Below are 21,468 nucleotides of genomic sequence, written 5' to 3'. Positions count from 1 at the left end.
TTCAGGGTTGAGCCCGGCCAGCGGCCGGGTTCCAGGATAAAAACTTCAATCAGGACAACACTTGGCCCGCCGCCACCGTCAGCCCGTCATGCCACCACGCCGCAAGACTGAAGACGTTGGGCGCCTTGAGGATCGTGAAGTGGTTGCCTGGGCCGTACCACACCGCCAGATCCCTGGCCTCACGCTGCCAGCCTTCGAGCATCGCCGCCTGTTCGCGCTGGTTGCCCGAGGCGTCCAGCGTCGGGTCGTCCACCAGCGCCAGACGCACCGGACCGGTGTAGGCCAGCGCCGGCCGATAGACCGTGCGCAGTGCGGTGGCGAACGTGCGCACCGGGCCCTGCATCGCATCGAGTGACGCGCGCTCCGACAGCACACCCGCGCGCACCATCCCCTCGTGCAGCAGGCGCATTTGCGTGCTGTCGTCGGCTTCGGCGAACGTCAGCGCATCGATGCCCAGAGACTTGCCGCTGGACAGTTGCAGCGACTCGATCAGCCGCAACAACGCCGCCGTCGTGGTGTAAGGCTTGCCCACCACACTGTTGCCGCCCGGCGATTCACTGTCGATCAGCGTCAGGGATGCCACTTCGCGCCCAGCCGCCTGCAACTGCGCCGCCATGGCGTAGGCCACCCAGCCACCGAATGAATGCCCGATCAAATGCACCGGTCCTTGCGGATACAGCTGTTCAAGCGCCCGCCGGTAGAACGTGGCGGCGCTTTCGACCCGGCTGTGCGGCACCGTCGCGCCGTCCAGGCCTCGGGGTTGCAGCCCATGAATCGGCCACTCCGGCCCCAGCGCCTCAGTCAGGTGGAGGAACCCGGTAACACTGTCGCCGGCACCCGGCACGCAGAAAATCGGTGCATGCCCGGTGTGACCGGTCTGAATGGTTAGGATCGGCTGATACGCCGCTGGCGCGGGCGCAGTTGCCGTTTCCAGCGCCTGAGTCAGGGCCTGCCCCAGAGCCTGAACGTGCGGTGCTTTCATCATGCTCTGGTGATCGCCCGGTACGTCGATGCAGTGCAACTCGGCACCTGGCAATTCTTCAGCCCAACCGCGCGTGGCGCTGAGTCGTGACATTTGCGCCGAACGCTCCGTGGCACGCAGCAGATGCAACGGCAGGCCGATCGGGTTGATCCGGTAATGCGCCAACGCATGCCCGTGGGCCACTTCCCGGTCGAGGTAATGCCAGGCATCCGCCGACGAGACAGCCGCCAGTTCGGGCCTGAGCAACTGTTGTTCGTGACAATGGTTGAACAAATCGGCGAACGCCCACTGCTCAAGTTCGGTCTGCAACATGGCCAGACGCGCCAGTGCCTGCTGCCCCTGCGTCTCGCGTCCGGCCCAATGCGCCGTGCAATGCAGAAGCAATTGGCGCTTGTGCACATGTGCATCGTTCCACAGCGCCTTATCCGGATCGGCCAGACGTGGCACGTAGGAGTCGATCAGCCCGACAAACGCCACTGACTCGTCCATCCCGAGCAGTTGCGCCGCGATTTCATAAGCCAGCACGCCACCGAACGACCAGCCGGCAAGCCGATAGGGGCCGTGGGGTTGTCTGGCGCGGATCACCTCGACCAGCCGGGTTGCCAGGCATTCCATGGTGCGCAGTTGCGCCATACCGGGATCGATACCCGGCAAGCCGTAAATCGGGAACTCGCCGCCGATGTACAGGCCCAGCGCCGGGAAATACAGGTCCCGACCACTGAACTCATGCACCAGGAACAACGGCGTGCCCCGCTCGCTTGCCCGCACCACGACCACGCCGTCATGGTGTTGCACAGCGTCATCGCGCTGGCACAACAGCGTGGCAGCAGACTCGACAGTTGGATGCTGGAACAGCTCGGCCAACGAAATCGGCCTGTTGGCCTTCTGCATCAGATCGACGAGCCGCACCGCCAGCAGCGAATGCCCGCCCAGTTCGAAGAAGTTGTCATGGCGGCCTACCCGCCCGACTTGCAACACTTCAGCCCATAGCCCGGCCAGTGATTCCTCAAGAGGATTGGCCGGCGCCTGATAGTCACGCATGACCAGCGCTTGGTGTGTCGGCGCGGGCAAGGCTTTGCGATCGACCTTGCCGTTGTTGTTCAGCGGCAGGCTCTCCAGCACCACCCAGGCGGTCGGCACCATGTACTCCGGTAACCTGGCTTGCAGCAGCGCGCGAAGGGTAGCGCCCTGCAATGCAGGATCGTGCGCCGTGTAATAGGCCACCAGCCGCGTTGGCTCCTGGCCGTCGCGTCGGGCCACGACCACCGCTTCCTTGACCCCCGGACAGCTCAACAGACGGTTTTCGATTTCTCCGAGTTCGATCCGGAAGCCGCGGATCTTCACCTGGTCATCATTGCGGCCGAGACATTCCAGTCGCCCCGGCGACTGCCAGCGGACCAGGTCGCCCGTGCGATACATCAAGGCTTGCGGGTTATCGCTGAACGGATCCCGGAGGAATTTCTCGGCACTCAGTTGAGGCCGATTCAAATAGCCCAGCGCAACCCCCTGACCACCGATGTACAACTCGCCGGTGACGCCGAACGGCACCGGTTGTTGCCGGTTATCCAGCACATACACGCGGGTATTGCCGATGGGGCCGCCAATCGAGACGCTGTCGGCATCCGGCGCCACCTCACGCACTTCGAAGGTGGTGGCGTACGTCGTGGTTTCGGTCGGGCCATAACAATGCACCAGGCGCAGGTCCGGTGCTTCGGCGAGCAGCTTTCGAAACGCTGCCGGATCGCCACGCTCCCCACCGCACAGCAGGATGCGCAGCCCTTTGAGCACCTCGGGAATCAATTGCACATACTGATTGAACAATGCGGTGGTGACGAAGAGGATCGTGGCCCCGCACCGGCTCAGCTCCCGGCCGAATGCCTGTGGGTCGAGCAAAATCCCATGATCGATCACGGCCACCTGGCCACCGTTGAGCAAAGCGCCCCAGATATCCATGGTGCTCGCATCGAACGCCGGGTTCGAAGCGAATGCCACGCGATCACTCGGGTTGAAATCGGCGTAGCCGCAGTCGATCACAAGGCGGGTAATGCCGCGATGCGGCACCATGACCCCCTTCGGCGTGCCCGTGGAGCCCGAGGTGTACATGATGTACGCCAGCGCCTCCGAGGACTGAGGCAGATCCGGGTTGTGCGAAGGACTCCCGGCAAGCGCCAGGGTATCCAGATCCATTCGTCGCACCGGGTACTCGAAGGCCTGATCGCTGCCGGTCAACAGCGCGACCGCCTGACAATCCTGCACCATGAATGCCTGACGCTCGGCGGGTGCGTTGATGTCCAGCGGCACATAGGCCGCCGCACACTTGATGATCGCCAACTGCGCGATCAACAGTTCCAGCGAGCGTGGCAACAGAATCGCCACATGATCGCCGGGCTGCACACCTTGAGCGATGAGATGATGAGCCAGGCCGTTGGCGCTGCGGTTCAGTTCTGCGTAACTCAACACCTGCGTCCCGTGCACCGCGGCAACGGCTTGCGGATGCTCGGCGGCCTGCATCTCGAAGATCCGGTGCACGGTAAGCACTTGCGGACAATCCCGTGCGGTGGCGTTGAATTCGTCGAGCAACTGCGTGCGTTCCTGATCCTCGATTATCTGCGCGTGTTCCAGCACTGCCTGGTCGTTGTTGACCATGGCCTGCAACAAGCGCTGGAAATAACCGACATAACGCCGTGCCGTCGCCTCATCGAAGAGCGCTGTGGCGTACTCCATCCAGCCATTTATCCCGTTCGGCGATTCACCCAGGGTCAGGGTCAGGTCGAACTTGGCGAAGTGACTCGGCTCCGCCACCGCTTCCAGGGTCAGATCCCCCAGCGCCAATACCGGCCCGTCGCTGTTGCGCCAGTTGAACATGGTCTGGAACAGCGGGCTGTGGGCCAGGCTGCGGGCCGGTCGGGCGATTTCCACCACTTGCTCGAAGGGCAGGTCCTGATGGGCCTGGGCCTGCAGGGTCAGCGCCTTGACCCGCGCCAGCAGCGCTTCGGTGCTCAACTCACCGGAAGTATCAATGCGTAACGCCAGGGTATTGACGAACAACCCGATCAGTCCGTCGATTTCGGCCCGGAAACGGTTGGCCACCGGCGAACCGACCACCACGTCCGATTGCCCGGCCAAACGACTGAGCAGCATCGCCCACGCGCTCAGCATCGTCATGTACAGCGTCACGCCATGGCGCTGGCTCAAGGCTTTGAGGCCGGCGCTCAAGCGCTCGTCCAGGCACACTTCGACGCTGCTGCCGGCGTAATCCTGTTGCGGTGGTCGCGGTCGGTCGGCAGGCAACGTCAGCAAGGCTGGCGCATCGGCCAGCGTGCGTTGCCAATAATCGCTCTGGCGCTGCAAAACCTCCCCGCTCAGCCAGCGTCGCTGCCAGACGGCATAGTCGGTGTATTGCAACGCCAGCAGCGGCAAAGGGTCCGCCAACCCCTGACTGAAAGCCTGATACAACGCCATCAGCTCGCGGGTCAGCACCTCCATCGACCAACCGTCGGAGATGATGTGATGCAAGGTGATCAGCAACACATGGTGATCGTCGGCCATACGCACCAGCCGTCCGCGAATCAACGGATCATCCTGCAAGTCGAACGGGCCGGAAGCTTCCCCCTGAATCAGCGCCTGCAAGGCTTCATCGGCCTGCGGGTGCTGGCGCAGGTCCTCGACCCGCAGCAGCACACCGCTGTCGGGCGGAGTAATCAGCACCTGGGCTTCGCCGTTGTACGGCGTGAAACGGCTGCGCAGGCTTTCGTGGCGGGCGACAATCCGGGCCAGCGCCCGCTGTAGCGCATCGGCGTCGAGCACACCGCGCAGACGCAGACCGATCGGAATGTTGTAAGCCGTGTTGGCACCTTCCATCTGCGCCAGAAACCAGAAGCGCTGCTGGGAAAACGACAGCGGCAATGCGCCTTCCCGTGGCACCGGCAGGATCGGTGGCTGCGTCGAGCGTCCGGCCCGGGCAAGCGACTGCGCCACCGACGCCAGCTCGGCATTGGCGAACAACTCGCCGAGCGCAAGCTCCACGCCCAGTCGCTGACGCACCTGCGCGACCATGCGCATGGCCAGCAACGAATGGCCGCCCAGCTCAAAGAAATGATCCTGTCGGCCTATCCGTTCAACCTGCAGAATTTCGGCCCAGATCTGCGCCAGCGTGCATTCCAATTCGCCTTGCGGCGCCTCGTATTCGCGTGTGAGCAGCGCCGTGCGCTCCGGCAACGGCAAGGCCTTGCGATCCAGTTTGCCATTGGCGGTCAGCGGCAGGCTGTCGAGTCTGACGAACGCGACCGGCACCATGTACTCGGGCAACTGGCCCAGCAGATGCTCGCGCAGTTGCGCCACAGCCAGTGGCTGCACCTGGGCCTGCTCGGTGAAATAAGCCACCAGCCGTGGTTGTCCAGGCTCATCTTCACGGGCCAGCAGCACCGCTTCCTGAATGCCGGGAAGCTGCTGCAGACGGCTTTCGATTTCCCCCAGTTCTATACGCATGCCGCGGATTTTCACCTGGTCATCGTTGCGCCCCAGGTATTCGATTGTCCCGTCCCGGCGCCAGCGGGCAAGGTCGCCGGTGCGATACAGACGCGCATTCGGACGTTGACTGAACGGGTCCGGCAGAAAGCGTTCGGCGGTCAGTTGCGCACGGTTCAAGTAACCACGCGCCACGCCTCGGCCACCGATATACAGCTCGCCGGGCACCCCGATCGGCACCGGACGCTGTTGCTCGTCGAGCAGGTACACCGAGGTATTGCTCACCGGTTTACCGATGTGCAGCGCCTCCCCCGCCTCGATCCGTCCGGACGTGGCGACTACGGTGGCTTCGGTCGGGCCATAGTTGTTGATCACATCGAAATGCTGATTGCGCGAAAACTGACGCAAGCGGTCGCCGCCGATCAGCAGGGTACGCAATGTCGGGTGCTCGAGATGCCGGCTGAAGGCGTATTCGGCGACGGGCGTCGGCAGGAAACTCACGTCCAGCGGTTGCGCGCACCACCAGGCCAGCAGCCCGTCGACGTCTTCGCCGCCATCCTGCGCAGGCGCCAGGTGCAGGGTCGCGCCGACGCACAGAGCTGGCCAGACTTCCCATGCCATCGCGTCGAAGCCGAACCCGGCCAGACTCGACGTATGGCGACCGGTACGCAGGTCAAAGGCGTTGCAGTGCCAGTCGACCAGATTGGCCAGTGTCTGGTGTTCGACCATCACCCCCTTGGGCAAACCGGTGGAGCCCGAGGTGTAGATCACATAAGCCAGGTTCGCCTCGGACAGACCTGCTACCACTGGGTTTGCGTCATTGCCTGAGCGCCAGGTGCGCGGATCAAGATCGAGTACCGGCAGCTCCTGTCCCGGCAGCCGTGCGAGCAGGTCACTCGAGGTCAGAATCGCCACTGGCTCGCAATCGCTCAGCAGATAATTCAAGCGTTCGGCCGGATGCGCGGGGTCGATCGGCACATACCCGGCGCCTGCCTTGAGGACAGCGAGCAATCCGGCCAGGGTATCCAGCCCTCGCCGGGCGACGATGGCTACCCGGTCATCCGGCTGCACACCCAGATCGATCAAGCGATGCGCCAGAAGGTTGGCCTGGCGGTTCAGTTCGTGGAACGTCAGTTGCTTGTCCAGATGCACCGCTGCCAGCGCTTGCGGTCGCGCGACGACCTGCGCCTCGAAGCGTTGATGAATGGTCTGTCCGCGAACGTATTCGACATTGCTGGCGTTGAACCCCGTCAACAACTGTTCGCGCTCCAGGCCGGGCAACACCGACAGTTGACTCAACGGCGTATCCGCCGCGTGCTCCAGCGCCTGCAACAGGTTTTCCATGGCACACAACATGTAGCTGCAGATGCGCTGCGCCTCGACTTCACGGGTGGCCAGCAGCGTCAGGCTGAAGTGATCGCCAAAGTCATCGATGCTCAAGGTCAGCGGGTAATTGGTGCGTTCCTCCGCATGCAGGACGCTGATCCCCTCCCAGGCCGAGAGCGCTTCGGCACTGGCATTGGCACTTGAGGTGCTGTGCCGATAATTGAGCAGCGAACTGAACAGCGGCGATGACCCGACCACCCCGCTGCAGCGCTGGGCCAGCACCAGCGGGGCGTGCTCATGGCGCATCAGGCTGGTCAGACGTGCCTGGGTGGCCTTCACCGCCTCACTCGCTGCCAGCGCGCTGACCTCGACCCGGAGCGGCAAGGTGTTGATGAAAATGCCCAGCGCGCGGTCGGTCGACTCCGCCCCTTGCATCCGCCCCATCAGCACGGTACCGAACACAACGGCGGACTTGCCGGTGAGTGCATTCAGGACCTGCCCCCAGCCGAGATGGAACAGACTCGCGACACTCACCCCGAGCGAGCGGGCACTGGCTCGCAGGCGCTGCCCCAGCAACGGGTCAAGTGGCACACCGCACTCTTCGATGTCGCTGCCGTCGCCATGCACGCCCTGCAGGCCGAACGGCAACGTCGGCTCGTCGATGTCACCGAGCATCTCGCGGAAAAACGCCTCGTGCTCGGACTCGCTGATGCCTAGCCGCGCCTGGGCGACATAATTGCGAAACGGTACGGGCACTCCCAGTCTGGTGCTCTGTCCTGACAGGCACGCCTGCATTTCCTCGCTGACCACCGCGAGCGCCGAGTGATCCATCGCCATGTGGTGAAACAGCAACATCGCGACGATACGCCCGGTCTCTGAATCCCGGGCATGAGCCAGGCGCAATAGCGGCGCACGTGTCACGTCGAGACGGAAATGCCGGGCGTCGAATCGCGCATGCAACTGCTCAAGGACATCGCCCTCAGCCGCATCAAGCTGCACGTTCTCCAAAGGCAACTCGACACTTCGCAGGACGACTTGCACCGGCGTGTCCAGTCCTTCCCAGACGATGGCGGTGCGCAGAATGTCGTGGCGCTCGATGACAGTCTGCAGAGCCCGAACGAATGCCTCGAACCGCTCGGGTCCGCTGAACGCGAATTTCGCCTGCATCACATACGGATCACCCTGTGCAGCGCTCGCGTGGTGGTAGAGGATGCCCTCCTGCAACGGCGTCAGTGGATAGATGTCCTGGACATTGGCGCCGCCGCCAGGGATCTGCGCGACAATTTGATCGAGGGTGTCCTGGCTCAGGTCAACCATTGTCAGCATCGCCGGGGTGACCCGTGTTGTGCCCGGTGAAATGCCATTGACCGGCACTGCAACCTGCCCTTCCCGTGCGGGCGAGTAACTGCCCGCCTCGATCAGCTCGATCAATGCCGGCTTGTGCTCGCGCAATGCGGCCAGCAAAGCCGGTTCACTCAGGGCCTGCTTGTTGCCATTGACCCGTAATTGCCCGTCCGTGATTGCCAACTGGATGTCTTTTGTCTTCAGCGTCGCCAACAGTTCATTCAGGTTCACAGGACGATCTCCATTCTTTCCGTGATGGCTGCGTAACCAGCCAGAGTCGGTTGCTCGAACAACGTCCGGACATCGGCTTCGATACCTGCCTGTTGCAGGCGCCCGATCAGGCTGACCGCCAGCAACGAATGCCCTCCCAGCTCAAAGAAATGGTCTTGCCGCCCGACGCGCTCGACTTTGAGCAATTCGCACCACAGTGCCGCGAGGAGGATTTCCATCTCGCCGACCGGCGCTTCGTATTCGCGAATGCTGACTGCAGCCGAATCCGGTGCAGGCAGCGCCTTGCGATCGACCTTGCCGTTGGGGCTCAGCGGCAGGCTGTCGAGCGCTACAAACGCCGACGGCACCATGTAATCGGGCAAGCGTGCCAGCAAGTGTTCGCGCAACGCCTCGATCCCCGGTTGCCCGACTTCGGCATGCCAGGTGAAGTACGCCACCAGACGCTCATCACGCACCAGCACCACGGCTTCGCGCAGGGCTGGATGGCTGAGCAGTTGCGCTTCGATCTCACCCGGTTCCAGACGCAAGCCACGCAGCTTGACCTGGAAGTCGTTGCGCCCGATGAATTCGAGCTGGCCATCGGTGCGATAGCGCACCCGGTCGCCCGTGGCGTACAGCCGATCGCCGGCCACGAACGGGCTCGGGATAAACCGTTCGGCCATCAATTGCGGCAGGCCCAGATAGCCACGCGCAACCCCGGCACCACCAATGAACAACTGACCGATCACGCCCATCGGCACCGGCCGCTGAGCGGCATCGAGGACATATAGACGGGTGTTGTTGATCGGCCGTCCGATCGGCAACGCGCTGTCCGGCACCGGCATCGACGGTTCCAGCGTCCACACCGTGCTGTCGACCGTGGCTTCGGTCGGGCCGTAAACGTTGTGCAAGCGCACTTGCGGCAAACGCACGCGCACAAGGCGGGCCAGCGCCGGCGTCAGGTCGCCGCCGCCACAGAACACATCGGTGAGGCTGCTGCACTGGCTGACGTCGTCCTGCTCCAGGAACTGTTGCAACAGCACCGGTACGAACTGGATCACGCTGATCCGTTGCTCGCGAATCACCTGCGCCAGATACGCCGGTTCGCGGTGCCCGTCAGGACGTGCCAGCACCAGACGCAGGCCAGCGCTCAGAGGCCAGAACAGCTCCCAGACCGAGGCATCGAAACTGAACGGGGTTTTCTGCAACAGGGCACCGTCCGTCACGGCGGGACATAGCTGCGAACTCCAGTGCAACAGGTTGCCCACACCACGGTGCTCGACCATCACGCCTTTCGGCGCACCGGTCGAACCGGAGGTGTAGATCACGTAAGCCAGGTTCGAAGCGCTCAGGCCCGGTACTTGCGGGTTGTCATCCGGGTTGGATGTCCATTGCGCCTGATCCAGATCGATCACCCGCGCGGTGCTCTCGTCGAGCAAAGCGCGAGTCGCCCCATGCACCAGCACCGCTACCGGCGCGCTGTCCTTGAGCATGTAATCCAGACGTTCCGCCGGGTACGCCGGGTCCAGCGGCACATAGGCACCGCCGGCCTTGAGGATGGCGAGCAGACCGACGATCAGCTCCAGCCCGCGCTCGACACAGATCGCCACCCGCGAATCCGGCCCCACGCCCAGCTCACGCAGGTAATGGGCCAGGCGATTGGCCTGTGCGTTGAGTTCGGCGTAGGTCAGCCGCTGTTCACCGGCCTGCAAAGCAACGGCTTGCGGCGTGCGTTGTACTTGCGCTTCGAACAGCCCGTGAACGGTTTGCTCCAGATCGTCGGCGGTGCCGGTGACATTGAGATCGTAAAGGACACGCTGACGCTCTGCGCCTTCAAGGATCGGCAAGCGGTTCAGCGGCTGATCCGGAGCCTGCTCCAGAGCATCCGCCAGTTGCTCCAGCGCGGTCTGCATGTAGTCGCAGATCCGCTGCGAACCGATGCTCGCCGGGGTCATGGCGGTGAGCATGAACCCGCTGCCCAGATCATCGACGCCCAGACTCAGCGGATAGTTGGTGCGCTCTTCGCTGCTCAGGGTCTCGATGCCTTGCCAGGCCTGACGAAGGTTTTGCTGTTGAGCTTCATCAGCGCTGTGCCGGTAGTTGAGCATCGAACTGAACAGCGGCGACGGCGCGGCCACGCCGCTGCAACGCTGGGCCAGCGCCAGTGACGCGTGTTCATGGCCAAGCAGCGCACTGAGCCGCGCATGCGTCGCCCGAGCCCCATCACGCACCGGGGTTGCTCCCAGATCGACCCGCAGCGGCAAGGTGTTGATGAACATCCCCAACGCCCGGTCGGCACCCTCGCCGCCCTGCATCCGGCCCATCAGCACCGTGCCGAACACCACCCGCTCCTGACCGGACGTCGCCGCCAACACCTGCGCCCACGCGAGGTGGAACAGGCTGGCCACGCTGATGCCCAGTTGCCGCGCGAGACTGCGCAGACGCTGGCCGGTGGCGGCGGTCAGGGCCTGTTGCGTTTCCTCAATGTCGCGACCGTCTCCCTGCACATCCTGCAAGCCGAACGGCAGGGTCGGCTCGTCGATGTCGCCGAGCATGTCGCGGAAGAACGCTTCGTGCTCCTGCTCGCTGACACCCAGCCGCGCCTGCGCTACGTAGTTGCGGTAAGGCACCGCCGCGCCCAGCGAGGCTTCGCGCCCTTGCAGGCAGGCGAGCATTTCGTGCTGCACCACGTCCAGCGCGGTGTGATCGAGCACAAGATGGTGGAACAGCAACATCGCAAGCACCCGGTCGTGTGCCCGATCACGGGCATACACCAGACGCAGCAACGGCGCCTGGCTGATGTCGAGCCGGTAGTGCCGGGCATCGAAACGCTCGTGCAACTGGTCAAGGATGTCGCCATCCGCCGGATCGAGCACTATTTCCTGCGCAGGCAAGTCTGCGTGACGCCAGACCACTTGCATCGGCTCGGCCAGCTTCTGCCAGATCACCGCCGTGCGCAGGATGTCGTGACGGGCAATGACCTGGCGCAGCGCCGCGACAAAGCTGTCGACTCGCTCGAGGCTGTCGAAGGCCAGCCGCGATTGCAGCAGGTACGGGTCGCCCTGCTCCGCGCTCAAATGGTGATAAAGAATGCCCTCCTGCAACGGCGCCAGCGGATAAATGTCCTGCACGTTGGCGGCGCCACCCGGCACGCTGGCGACGATCCGGTCGATGCTCGACTGATCCAGCTCGGTCAGGCTCAGCAACTCCGGAGTGATGCGGGTGCAGTCGGCAGGAATGCGGTTGGCCGGCACTTCGATCTCACGACCGCTGCCCACTGCTGCGGCCAGGGCTGCCAGGGTCGGCTGGCTGAACAGCACACGCACGTCGGTGTTCAGGCCGATCTGGCGCAGGCGTTCGATCAGACTCACGGCCAGCAACGAGTGGCCGCCCAGTTCGAAGAAGTTGTCGTGGCGACCGACTTTTTCCAGCTTCAGGACATCGGCCCAGATCTGCGCCAGCGCGGTTTCCACCGGGCCTTGCGGGGCTTCGTATTCACGGCTGAGCCAGGCACTTTGATCCGGCTCCGGCAAGGCCTTGCGGTCGAGTTTGCCGTTGGCGGTCAGCGGCAAGGTGTCGAGTCGAACGTAAGCCGCCGGGATCAATGCTTGCGGTAGACGCGTTTGCAGATGATTGCGCAGGGCTTCGATGTCGGTCGGCGCACACTCGGTGAACCACACCAGCAACTGGCCGTCGCGCACCAGCGCCACCGCGTCCTGCACTGCCGGATGGCTGCTCAGGGCGGCTTCGATTTCCCCCAGTTCAACCCGCACGCCGCGCAGTTTCACCTGATCGTCATTGCGGCCCAGGTATTCGATGTTGCCGTCCGCCAGCCAGCGTGCGAGGTCGCCGGTGCGGTACATCCGCGCCTGCGGCTGATCGCTGAACGGATCAGTAAGAAAGCGTTCGGCGGTCAGATCGGGACGGTTTAGGTAACCGCGCGCCACGCCAGCGCCGGCGACGTACAACTCACCCGTCACCCCCACGGGCACCGGACGTTGCTGGTCATCGAGCAGATAGATTCGGGCGTTGGCCATCGGCCGGCCGATGTGCAGCGGCTGGCCGACTTCGACCCGGCCGGACGTCGCGACCACCGTGGCTTCGGTCGGGCCGTAGTTGTTGATCACCGCGAAGGTCTGTTCGCGGTTGAACTGCCGCAGCTTGTCGCCGCCGATCAGCAAGGTACGCAGGGTCGGGTGTTGCAGCCCGCGGCTGAAGGCATATTCGGCCACCGGGGTCGGCAGGAAGCTGACCTGCAACGGCTGCGCCCGCCACCAGTCGAGCAGTTCGTCCAGGTGCTCGTTGCTCACCGATTCCGGCGGCAGGTGCAACGTCGCCCCGACGCACAACGCCGGCCAGACTTCCCAAGCCATCGCATCGAAGCCGAACCCGGCCACGCTGGCGGTGTGACTGCCGGCGTGCAGGTCGAAGGCTTCGGCGTGCCAGTGCACAAGGTTTTCCAGGGTCGCGTGTTCGACCATCACGCCTTTCGGCTGGCCGGTGGAGCCTGAGGTGTAGATCACGTAGGCCAGGTTGTCCGGCGTAAAATCGGCGACCTGCGGATCAGCAACCGACAGGTCTTGCCAGGTCTCATGGGCAAGATCAATCACCGGTATGCCAGCCTGATTCGGCAAAGCTACGTCGCGAACCAGTACCACTCTCGGCGCACTGTCGGCCAGCATGTAAGCGATTCGCTCGGGTGGATAAGCCGGGTCGACCGGTACATAGGCGGCGCCGGCCTTGAGGATCGCCAACAGCCCGACCAGCATGTCCGGGCTGCGTTTGAGACAGATCGCCACTCGTGTCTCGGTAGTGCCCCCCAGCCCCTGCAGATGATGGGCCAGGCGATTGGCGCGCTGGTTCAATTGCCTGAACGTCAGGCGCTGCGTGCCCGCCTGAACCGCCACGGCATCCGGCGTGCGCGCAACCTGCGCTTCGAACAGACGATGAACACCTTGCGCTGACGGGTAAACCGCCGTGCTCGCGTTGAAGTCGCCAAGCAGCTGCGCGCGCGCCGCCGCTGACAGGACGTTGAGACGTTCAAAGGCCTGTCCGGGGTTGTCAGCCAACGCTGTCGCCAGCTCCGTCAGAGCGCTGTGCATCAGCTCGCAGACCCGCTGCGCCCCCACATGATCCGGGGTCAGCACCGACAGATTGAAGCCATCGCCCCGGTCGTTGATGCTCAAGGTCAGCGGATAATTGGTGCGCCCGTCCTGGGCCAGGAATTCGATGCCTCGCCAGACCGGGTCAACCGTCTGTCGCGCAGCGTCGTGGCCGCTGTGTCGATAGTTGAGTACCGCGCTGAACAGCGGCAAAGGGGCGGCCACGGCGCTGCAACGCTGAGCCAGTGCCAGCGACGCATGCTCATGTCCCAGTAAAGCCGCCAACCGCTCATGAACCGTTCGAACCGCTTCGCTCACACTTTGCCCGGCAACTTCCACGCGCAACGGCAAGGTGTTGATGAACATCCCCAAAGCCCGATCCGCGCCCTCGCCGCCTTGCATCCGCCCCAGCAGCACGGTGCCGAACACCACGTCCCGGCGTCCGGAAGTCGCCGCCAGCACCCGCGCCCAGGCGAGATGAAACAGGCTTGCGACGCTGACCCCGTATTGCCGCGCCTGTCGGCGCAAGTGCCGATTCAATTGCACCGGCAGCGCCAGCGAATGCTCCTCGATGTTGCGGCCGTCGCCCTGTACGTCCTGCAAGCCGAATGGCAGGGTCGGCTCGTCAATATCACCGAGCATCTCGCGAAAGAAGCTTTCGTGTTCTTCCTCGCTGATGCCTTGGCGAGCCTGATGTACGTAGTTGCGGTAGGGCGCGGCAGGCGGCAAAGACTCAACCTGCCCCGGCAGATACAACTGCATTTCCCGGCGAACCACCTCCAGTGCGGTGTGATCCAGCACGACGTGATGAAACAACAGCACACCTGCCACCCGGTCACGCAGCGGATCTTCGGCATATACCAGACGGATCAGCGGTGCCTGACCGAGGTCGAGGCGATAATCCCGGGCATCGAACCGTGCGCGCAACTGATCGAGGATATCGCCATCCAGCGGACTCAAATCGACCGATTGCACCGCCAGCGCAGCCTCTCGCCATACCACTTGCTGCGGGCTCGGCAATCCTTCCCAAACCAGGCTGGTGCGCAGGATGTCGTGGCGCGCAATCACCTTTTGCAAGGCGTTGGCAAAAGCGTGCAAGCGCTCGACGCTGGCAAAGGCCAGGCATGATTGCAGCAGGTACGGGTCACCCTGCTCCGCGCTCAAGTGGTGATAAAGGATGCCCTCCTGCAACGGCGCCAGCGGATAAATGTCCTGCACGTTGGCGGCGCCGCCCGGCACGCTGGCGACGATCCGGTCGATGCTCGACTGATCCAGCTCGGTCAGACTCAGCAGTTCCGGAGTGATGTGGCTGCAATCAGCGGGAATGCGATTGGCCGGCACTTCGATTTCGCGACCGCTGCCCACCGCAGCCGCCAGGGCTGCCAGGGTCGGCTGGCTGAACAGCACGCGCACATCGGTGTTCAGACCGATCTGGCGCAAGCGTTCGATCAGGCTCACGGCCAGCAGCGAGTGGCCGCCCAGTTCGAAGAAGTTGTCGTGGCGTCCGACCTGCTCCAGCTTCAGCACGTCAGCCCAGATCTGCGCCAGCGCGGTTTCCACCGGGCCTTGCGGGGCTTCGTATTCGCGGCTGAGCCAGGCGCTTTGATCCGGCTCCGGCAAGGCCTTGCGGTCGAGTTTGCCGTTGGCGGTCAGGGGCAAGGCGTCGAGGCGCACGTAAGCCGCCGGGATCAGGGCTTGCGGTAGACGAGTTTGCAGATGATTGCGCAGGGCTTCGATATCGGTCGGCGCACACTCGGTGAACCACACCAGCAATTGCCCGTCGCGCACCAGCGCTACTGCGTCCTGCACTGCCGGATGGCTGGCCAGCGCCGCTTCGATTTCCCCCAGTTCAACCCGCACGCCGCGCAGTTTGACCTGATCGTCGTTGCGGCCCAGGTACTCGACATTGCCGTCCGCCAGCCAGCGCGCAAGGTCGCCGGTGCGGTACATGCGCCCTTCGTTGAACGGATCATTCAGGAAGCGTTCGGCGGTCAGATCGGGACGGTTCAGATAACCCCGTGCGACACCGGCGCCGGCGACGTACAACTCCCCCGTCACACCTACTGGCACTGGCCGTTGCTGATCGTCGAGCAGATAGATACGAGCGTTGGCCATCGGCCGGCCGATGTGCAGCGTTTGACCGACTTCAACCGGACCCGAGGTGGCGACCACCGTAGCCTCGGTCGGGCCGTAGTTGTTGATCACCGCGAAACTCTGTTCTCGATTGAACTGACGCAGCTTGTCACCACCGATCAGCAAAGTGCGCAAGGTCGGGTGTTGCAGCTCGCGGCTGAAGGCGTACTCGGCCACCGGGGTTGGCAGGAAACTCACCTGCAACGGCTGCGCCCGCCACCAGTCGAGCAGTTCGTCCAGATGCTCGTTGCTCACCGATTCCGGAGGCAGGTGCAATGTCGCGCCGACGCACAGCGCCGGCCAGACTTCCCAGGCCATCGCATCAAAACCGAAACCGGCCACGCTGGCGGTGTGACTGCCGGCCTGCAGGTCAAAGGCATCGACGTGCCAGTGCACAAGGTTTTCCAGGGTCGCGTGTTCGACCATCACGCCTTTTGGCTGGCCGGTGGAGCCGGAGGTGTAGATCACGTAGGCCAGATGTGCCGGGGTCAGGTCCGGCAACTGTGGATTGCTGTCTGGCAGATGCTGCCAGGCGTCGCTGTCAAGGTTGATAACCGGCACGGCGCCCAGCAGGTCGCGAGTGGCCGTCTGTGCCAGGACCGCCACCGGATCGCTGTCCTGCAACAGGTAAGCGATCCGTTCTGCCGGATGTGCCGGATCGACCGGGACATAACCGGCGCCAGCCTTGAGGATCGCCAGCAGCCCGACCAGCATCTGCGGACCCCGCTGCACACAGAGCGCGACGCGGTCGTCCGGTTGCACACCGAGGCCGATCAAGTGATGGGCCAGGCGGTTGGCGCGGCGGTTCAAGCCGTCGTAGCTCAGACTTTGCCCGCCCTGCACCACTGCCACAGCGTCGGGTTGGCTCGCCGCTCGCGCTTCAAACAATTGGTGCACCAGATGGCCGTGGGCAAAGTCGCGACCGGTGACATTGAAACCGACCAGCACGCGCTGGCGTTCGGCCGCCGACAGGATCGACACCTGATTCAATGGCGCATGCCGATCCTGTTCCAGCGCGCTCAGCACATTGTGCAGTGCGGTTTGCAGGTAATCGCAGACCCGCGCGCCATCCACTTCGGGCACTGCCTGCACAGAAAGCCGGAAGCCCTGTCCAAGGTCGTCGACGCTGACCACCAGCGGATAGTTGCTGCGCTCACGAGAATCAAGAATCCGGATGCCTTCCCAGCCCGGCGTCGCCGTCTGTTGCGCGCTGTGGCGATAGTTGAGCAAGGTATTGAACAGCGGATCCGAACCCGTCACGCCACTGCAACGTTGAGCCAGTATCAGCGGCGCTTGCTCATGCACCAGCAGTTGCGCCAGACGCTCGTGGGTCGCCCTGACACCCGCCTCCACCGCCGTGGCCCCGACATGGACCCGCAGCGGCAGGGTGTTGATGAACATGCCCAACGAACGATCGGCGCCCTCTCCCCCCTGCATGCGCCCCAGCAACACCGTGCCGAATACCACTTCCTCGCGCCCGCAGACCTGGGCAAGTACCTGGCCCCAGGCCTGATGCACCAGACTCGCAACACTGATGCCCAGCGTGCGGGCCTGTTGGCGCAGGCGCCCGGCAAGATGCTCATCCAGTGCCAGTTCGCTGTCCACGATGTTTGTGCCATCGCCGAGTACGTCCCGCAGGCCGAACGCCAGGGTCGGTTCAGCGATGTCGCCGAGCATCTCGCGAAAGAATGCTTCATGGGCCTCGGCATTCGAACCGAGACGGGCCTGAGCGACATAGTTGCGGTATTGCACGGGCGGCGGCAGCACGCCGACTTGCCCGTCAAGGGCGTCGCTCATCTCGGCCACCAACACCTCAAGCGCGGTGTGATCGAGCACGATGTGGTGCAACAGCAGGATCCCGACCCAGCGGTTTTGCAACGGGTCCTCGGTGTAGGCAAAGCGCATCAACGGCGCACGCTGCAAGTCCAGGCGATAGTGTCGCGGATCGAAGCGCGCCTGCATTTGCTGTAACACATCACCGTCCTGCGGATCGGCATCCACCCGCTCCAGTGCCAGCGGCGCCGCACGCCACACCACTTGCACCGGCTCCTCGAGGTTTTCCCTGACCACACTGGTACGCAGGATGTCGTGCCGGGCGATGACACTGTTCAACGCGCGAACAAACGCCTTGATCTGCGCCAGTCCGTCGAAGGCGAACTGCGCTTGCAACACGTACGGGTCACCGTCGGCAATGGCCAGATGGTGATAGAGGATCCCCGCCTGCAACGGTGCCAGGGCGTAGATGTCCTGCACGTTGTCGATACCGCCGTCGACGGTCTCGACGATACGGTCGATGGCCGCTTGATCCAGCGTGGCCAGCGGCAGCATGTCCGGGGTGATGCGGGTGCAACCGGGTTCGATGCGGTTGGCCGGCACGCTGACCGTGGCGTCCCCTCCCAGCGTCGCGGCGAGTGCAGCCACGCTCGGCTGGCCGAACAGCACGCGGACGTCGCACTGCATGTTTTGCTGACGCATGCGTTCGATCAGCTTCACCGCCAGCAGCGAATGACCGCCCAGCTCGAAGAAATTGTCATGCCTGCCCACCCGCTCCAGCCCGAGCAAGGTCTGCCAGATCACAGCGATGCGGGTTTCGATTTCGCCAAGCGGTGCTTCAAACGCCCGCCGGGCGAAGGCTTCGTTGTCCGGCTGCGGCAACGCCCGGCGATCGAGTTTGCCGTTGGCCGTCAGCGGGAAGGCATCGAGGCGCACGAACGCGCCCGGCACCATATGCTCGGCCAGCGATGCCAGCAGGTGATCGCGCAATTGCGCAACGCTCGGTTCGACACCTTCGGCGGCCAGCCAGTAGGCCACCAGACGCGTGTCGCCAGGGCTGTCCTCGCGGGCGATCACCAGCGCATCGCGCACGCCGTCGCAGGCTGCAAGACGTGCCTGAATCTCGCCAAGTTCGATACGGAAACCACGGATTTTCACCTGATCGTCGTTGCGTCCCAGGTATTCGAGTTCGCCCTCCACCGTCCACCGTGCCAGATCGCCGGTCTTGTACAAACGCGCTTCGGCATGCTCGCTGAACGGATCGGCGATAAAGCGCTCGGCGGTCAACGCCTCACGATTCAGGTAACCACGGGCAACCCCGGCGCCACCCACATACAACTCCCCGGTCACTCCGGCCGGTACGGGTTCCCGCCGGGCATCGAGGACGTACAGCTGCAGGTCGGGAATGCGCACGCCGATCGGGCTGCTGGCGGTCAATTGCGCGTCTGCCGCCACCAACGGTCGATAGGTCACATGCACCGTGGTTTCGGTGATGCCGTACATGTTCACCAGCCGGGTGCCGGCGTTGCCGACCCGCGCATACCAGGGTTTGAGCGATCCTGGCTCCAGCGCTTCACCGCCAAAAATCACTTCGCGCAGCGAATGCTGCAACGGGCTGCGGCCTTGGGCGGCGACCAACTGCCGGAACGCGCTTGGCGTCTGGTTGAGTACGGTGACGCCCGAGCGGCAGAGCAACGCGTAACACTCGTCCGGCGAGCGACTGATGTGTTGCGGCACCACCAGCAACTGTCCGCCGTACGCCAGCGCACCCCAGATTTCCCAGACCGAGAAATCAAAGGCAAACGAATGGAACAACGCCCAGACGTCTTGCGCATTGAACCGGAACCAATCGTGGGTCGCGCCAAACAGGCGTGCCACGTTGCGGTGCTCGACCATCACCCCTTTGGGCAGCCCGGTGGAGCCAGAGGTGTAGATCACGTAGGCCAGATGCGCCGGATTCAAGTCCGGGATCTGTGGATTGAACGCCGGTTCATTTTGCAAACCTTGTTCGTCGAGGTCGATCTGCGGCACGGATAGCCCGGCAATCCGATCCAGAGTCGCGGCCTGCATCAGCACCGCCACCGGCGCACTGTCTTGCAAAGTGAAGGTGATGCGCTCCAGCGGATAAGCCGGATCGATCGGCACATATCCGGCACCCGCTTTGAGCACGCCGAGCAGGCCGGCGATCATTTGCGGGCCGCGCTCGACGCAGATCGCTACCCGGTCATCCGGACGGATGCCAAGGGCGAGCAAACGATGGGCCACCTGGTTGGCCTGTCGGTTGAGTGCTCCATAGCTGTAAGTTCGCCCCTCGAACAGCAACGCGACCGCCTCGGGCCGAGTGTGCGCATGCGCTTCGAATTGCTGATGGATCAACGGCGTGTCGAGAAAACTCGCCCTCGGTGTATTGACGCCATACAGCCAGTGTTCACGCTCCGCGGGCGGCAGGATGTTGAGGCTGTGCAATGCGGCTTGCGGGTTGTTCTGCAGCGCATCGACGAGACTGTCCAGTGCCGTGCGCAGGTAACCGGCGATGCGTGAGGCGCCAAGCGTCGCGTCGGCCAGCACCGTGATGCGCAGGTCCTGACCGAGGTCATCGATGTTGACGGTCAGCGGGTAATTGGTGCGCTCGCGGGCACCCAACACGCGCACCCCCGGCGACAGCTCGATCACTTCGGCGACTTCCTCCACGCTGCTGTGGCGATAGTTGAGCATGGCGCTGAACAGCGGCGTCGGCACCGCCACGGCGCTGCAACGCTGGGCCAGCGCCAGGGACGCCTGCTCATGGGCGAGCAGCGCGGTCAGGCGCCGGTGCGTCGTCAGCACGCCGTCATGAACGCTCGACGCGCCGACATCCACCCGCAAAGGCAAGGTATTGATGAACATCCCCAAGGCCTGTTCGACACCGTCAGCCGCGTTCATCCGTCCCAACAGAACGGTGCCGAACACCACCGCCGAGCGCCCGCACAACTGCCCTAGCACGCATGCCATGGCCAGGTGCATCAGGCTCGCCACGCTCACGCCTGATTGTCGCGCCTGGGTACGCAGGCGCTGGCTCAGATCGCTGTCGAGCATGCACGAGACTTCCTCGATGCCCTGCCCGTCACCTTGTACATCGTGCAAGCCACCGGGCAGTGTCGGCTCGTCGATTTCGCCGAGCATCTCGCGGAAAAAGTCTTGATGCGCTTGCTCATCCGACCCCAGACGTGCCCTCGCCAGGTGGTCGCGAAACGGCACCGCCCTCGCGACTTCGGCATCGCGGCCGGACAGGTAGGCCTGAATTTCCCGGCGCACCACATCGAGCGCGACGTGATCCATGATCATGTGATGGAACAGCAACAATGCGACCACCCGGTCGTTGACCGGATCCTCGGCGAACACCAGCCGCAGCAACGGGGCCTGTTGCAGGTCGAGGCGGAAATATTGTGGGTCGTGGCGTGCCAGCAATTGCGCGAGTACATCCTCACGGTCATTCAGATCGACTTCCTCACAGACCAGCGGGGCTTCACGCCAGACCACCTGCACAGGTTCGTCCAGATGCTCCCAGAGGATGGAGGTGCGCAAAATGTCATGGCGCTCGATCACCCGACGCAACGCTTCGGTGAATGCCTCCAGCCGTTCGCGACTGTCGAACGTGAACCGCGCCTGCGACACATAGGGATCCCCCTCCGGCGCGGAGAGATGGTGATAAAGCAGCCCCTCCTGCAGCGGCGCCAGCGGATAGATGTCCTGCACATTCGCCACGCCGCCCGGCACGGTGGCGACGATGCGGTCGATAGCCGGCTGATCCAGTTGCACCAGCGGCAGCATGTCCGGGGTGATGCGCAACGCCGGGCTCGACCAGTCGCCGCCGTGGCTCGCCACCAGTTCCAGCAACTGCGCCTTGTGTTTGGCGAGGCTGTCCCACAACGCATCGTCCAGTGCGTCGTCATCGCCCAGAATGACCAGGTCTTCATCGTCCTGTTGAAGGCGGATCGCATGGGTGGAAATAACAGCCATCAGCTCGCGAAATTGCATGGGGGTAACCTGCTGTAAATTCGGGAAAAAGGAGCGCGCAGCGGCGAGTCCGTACGGCGGCGCGCAGCCTGGAAAAGCTAAAACATCGGGGCTTGGGTGTCTGACATGGGAAGC

2 protein-coding genes are annotated in these 21,468 nt (G+C 63.9%); both read right to left on the bottom strand.

Going from position 1 to position 21,468, the window contains the following annotated elements:
- Window positions 1-49: 49 nt before the first annotated feature.
- The gene (locus ACM6JM_RS01965) at window positions 50-8,350 is read right to left on the bottom strand and encodes an amino acid adenylation domain-containing protein (protein ID WP_414881230.1); all 8,301 of its coding nucleotides are present in this window, start codon (window positions 8,348-8,350) and stop codon (window positions 50-52) included.
- Window positions 8,347-21,354 (bottom strand): amino acid adenylation domain-containing protein, encoded by a 13,008-nt coding sequence (locus ACM6JM_RS01960; protein WP_414881229.1) that lies wholly within the window; start codon window positions 21,352-21,354, stop codon window positions 8,347-8,349. Before ACM6JM_RS01960 ends, ACM6JM_RS01965 begins: the two co-directional genes overlap by 4 nt.
- Between the last annotated feature and the right edge of the window lie 114 nt (window positions 21,355-21,468).

Source organism: Pseudomonas sp. IT-P2, assembly GCF_949767575.1.
GTDB classification, from domain to species: domain Bacteria; phylum Pseudomonadota; class Gammaproteobacteria; order Pseudomonadales; family Pseudomonadaceae; genus Aquipseudomonas; species Aquipseudomonas pharyngis.
The sequence above is the reverse complement of the archived record's forward strand: the minus strand, read 5'-3'. Positions and strand labels throughout refer to the sequence as shown.

Coding starts and splice junctions, on each gene's coding strand:
- ACM6JM_RS01960 (WP_414881229.1), bottom strand. CDS start 21,354: ATGCAATTTCGCGAGCTGATGGCTGTTATTTCCACCCATGCGATCCGC.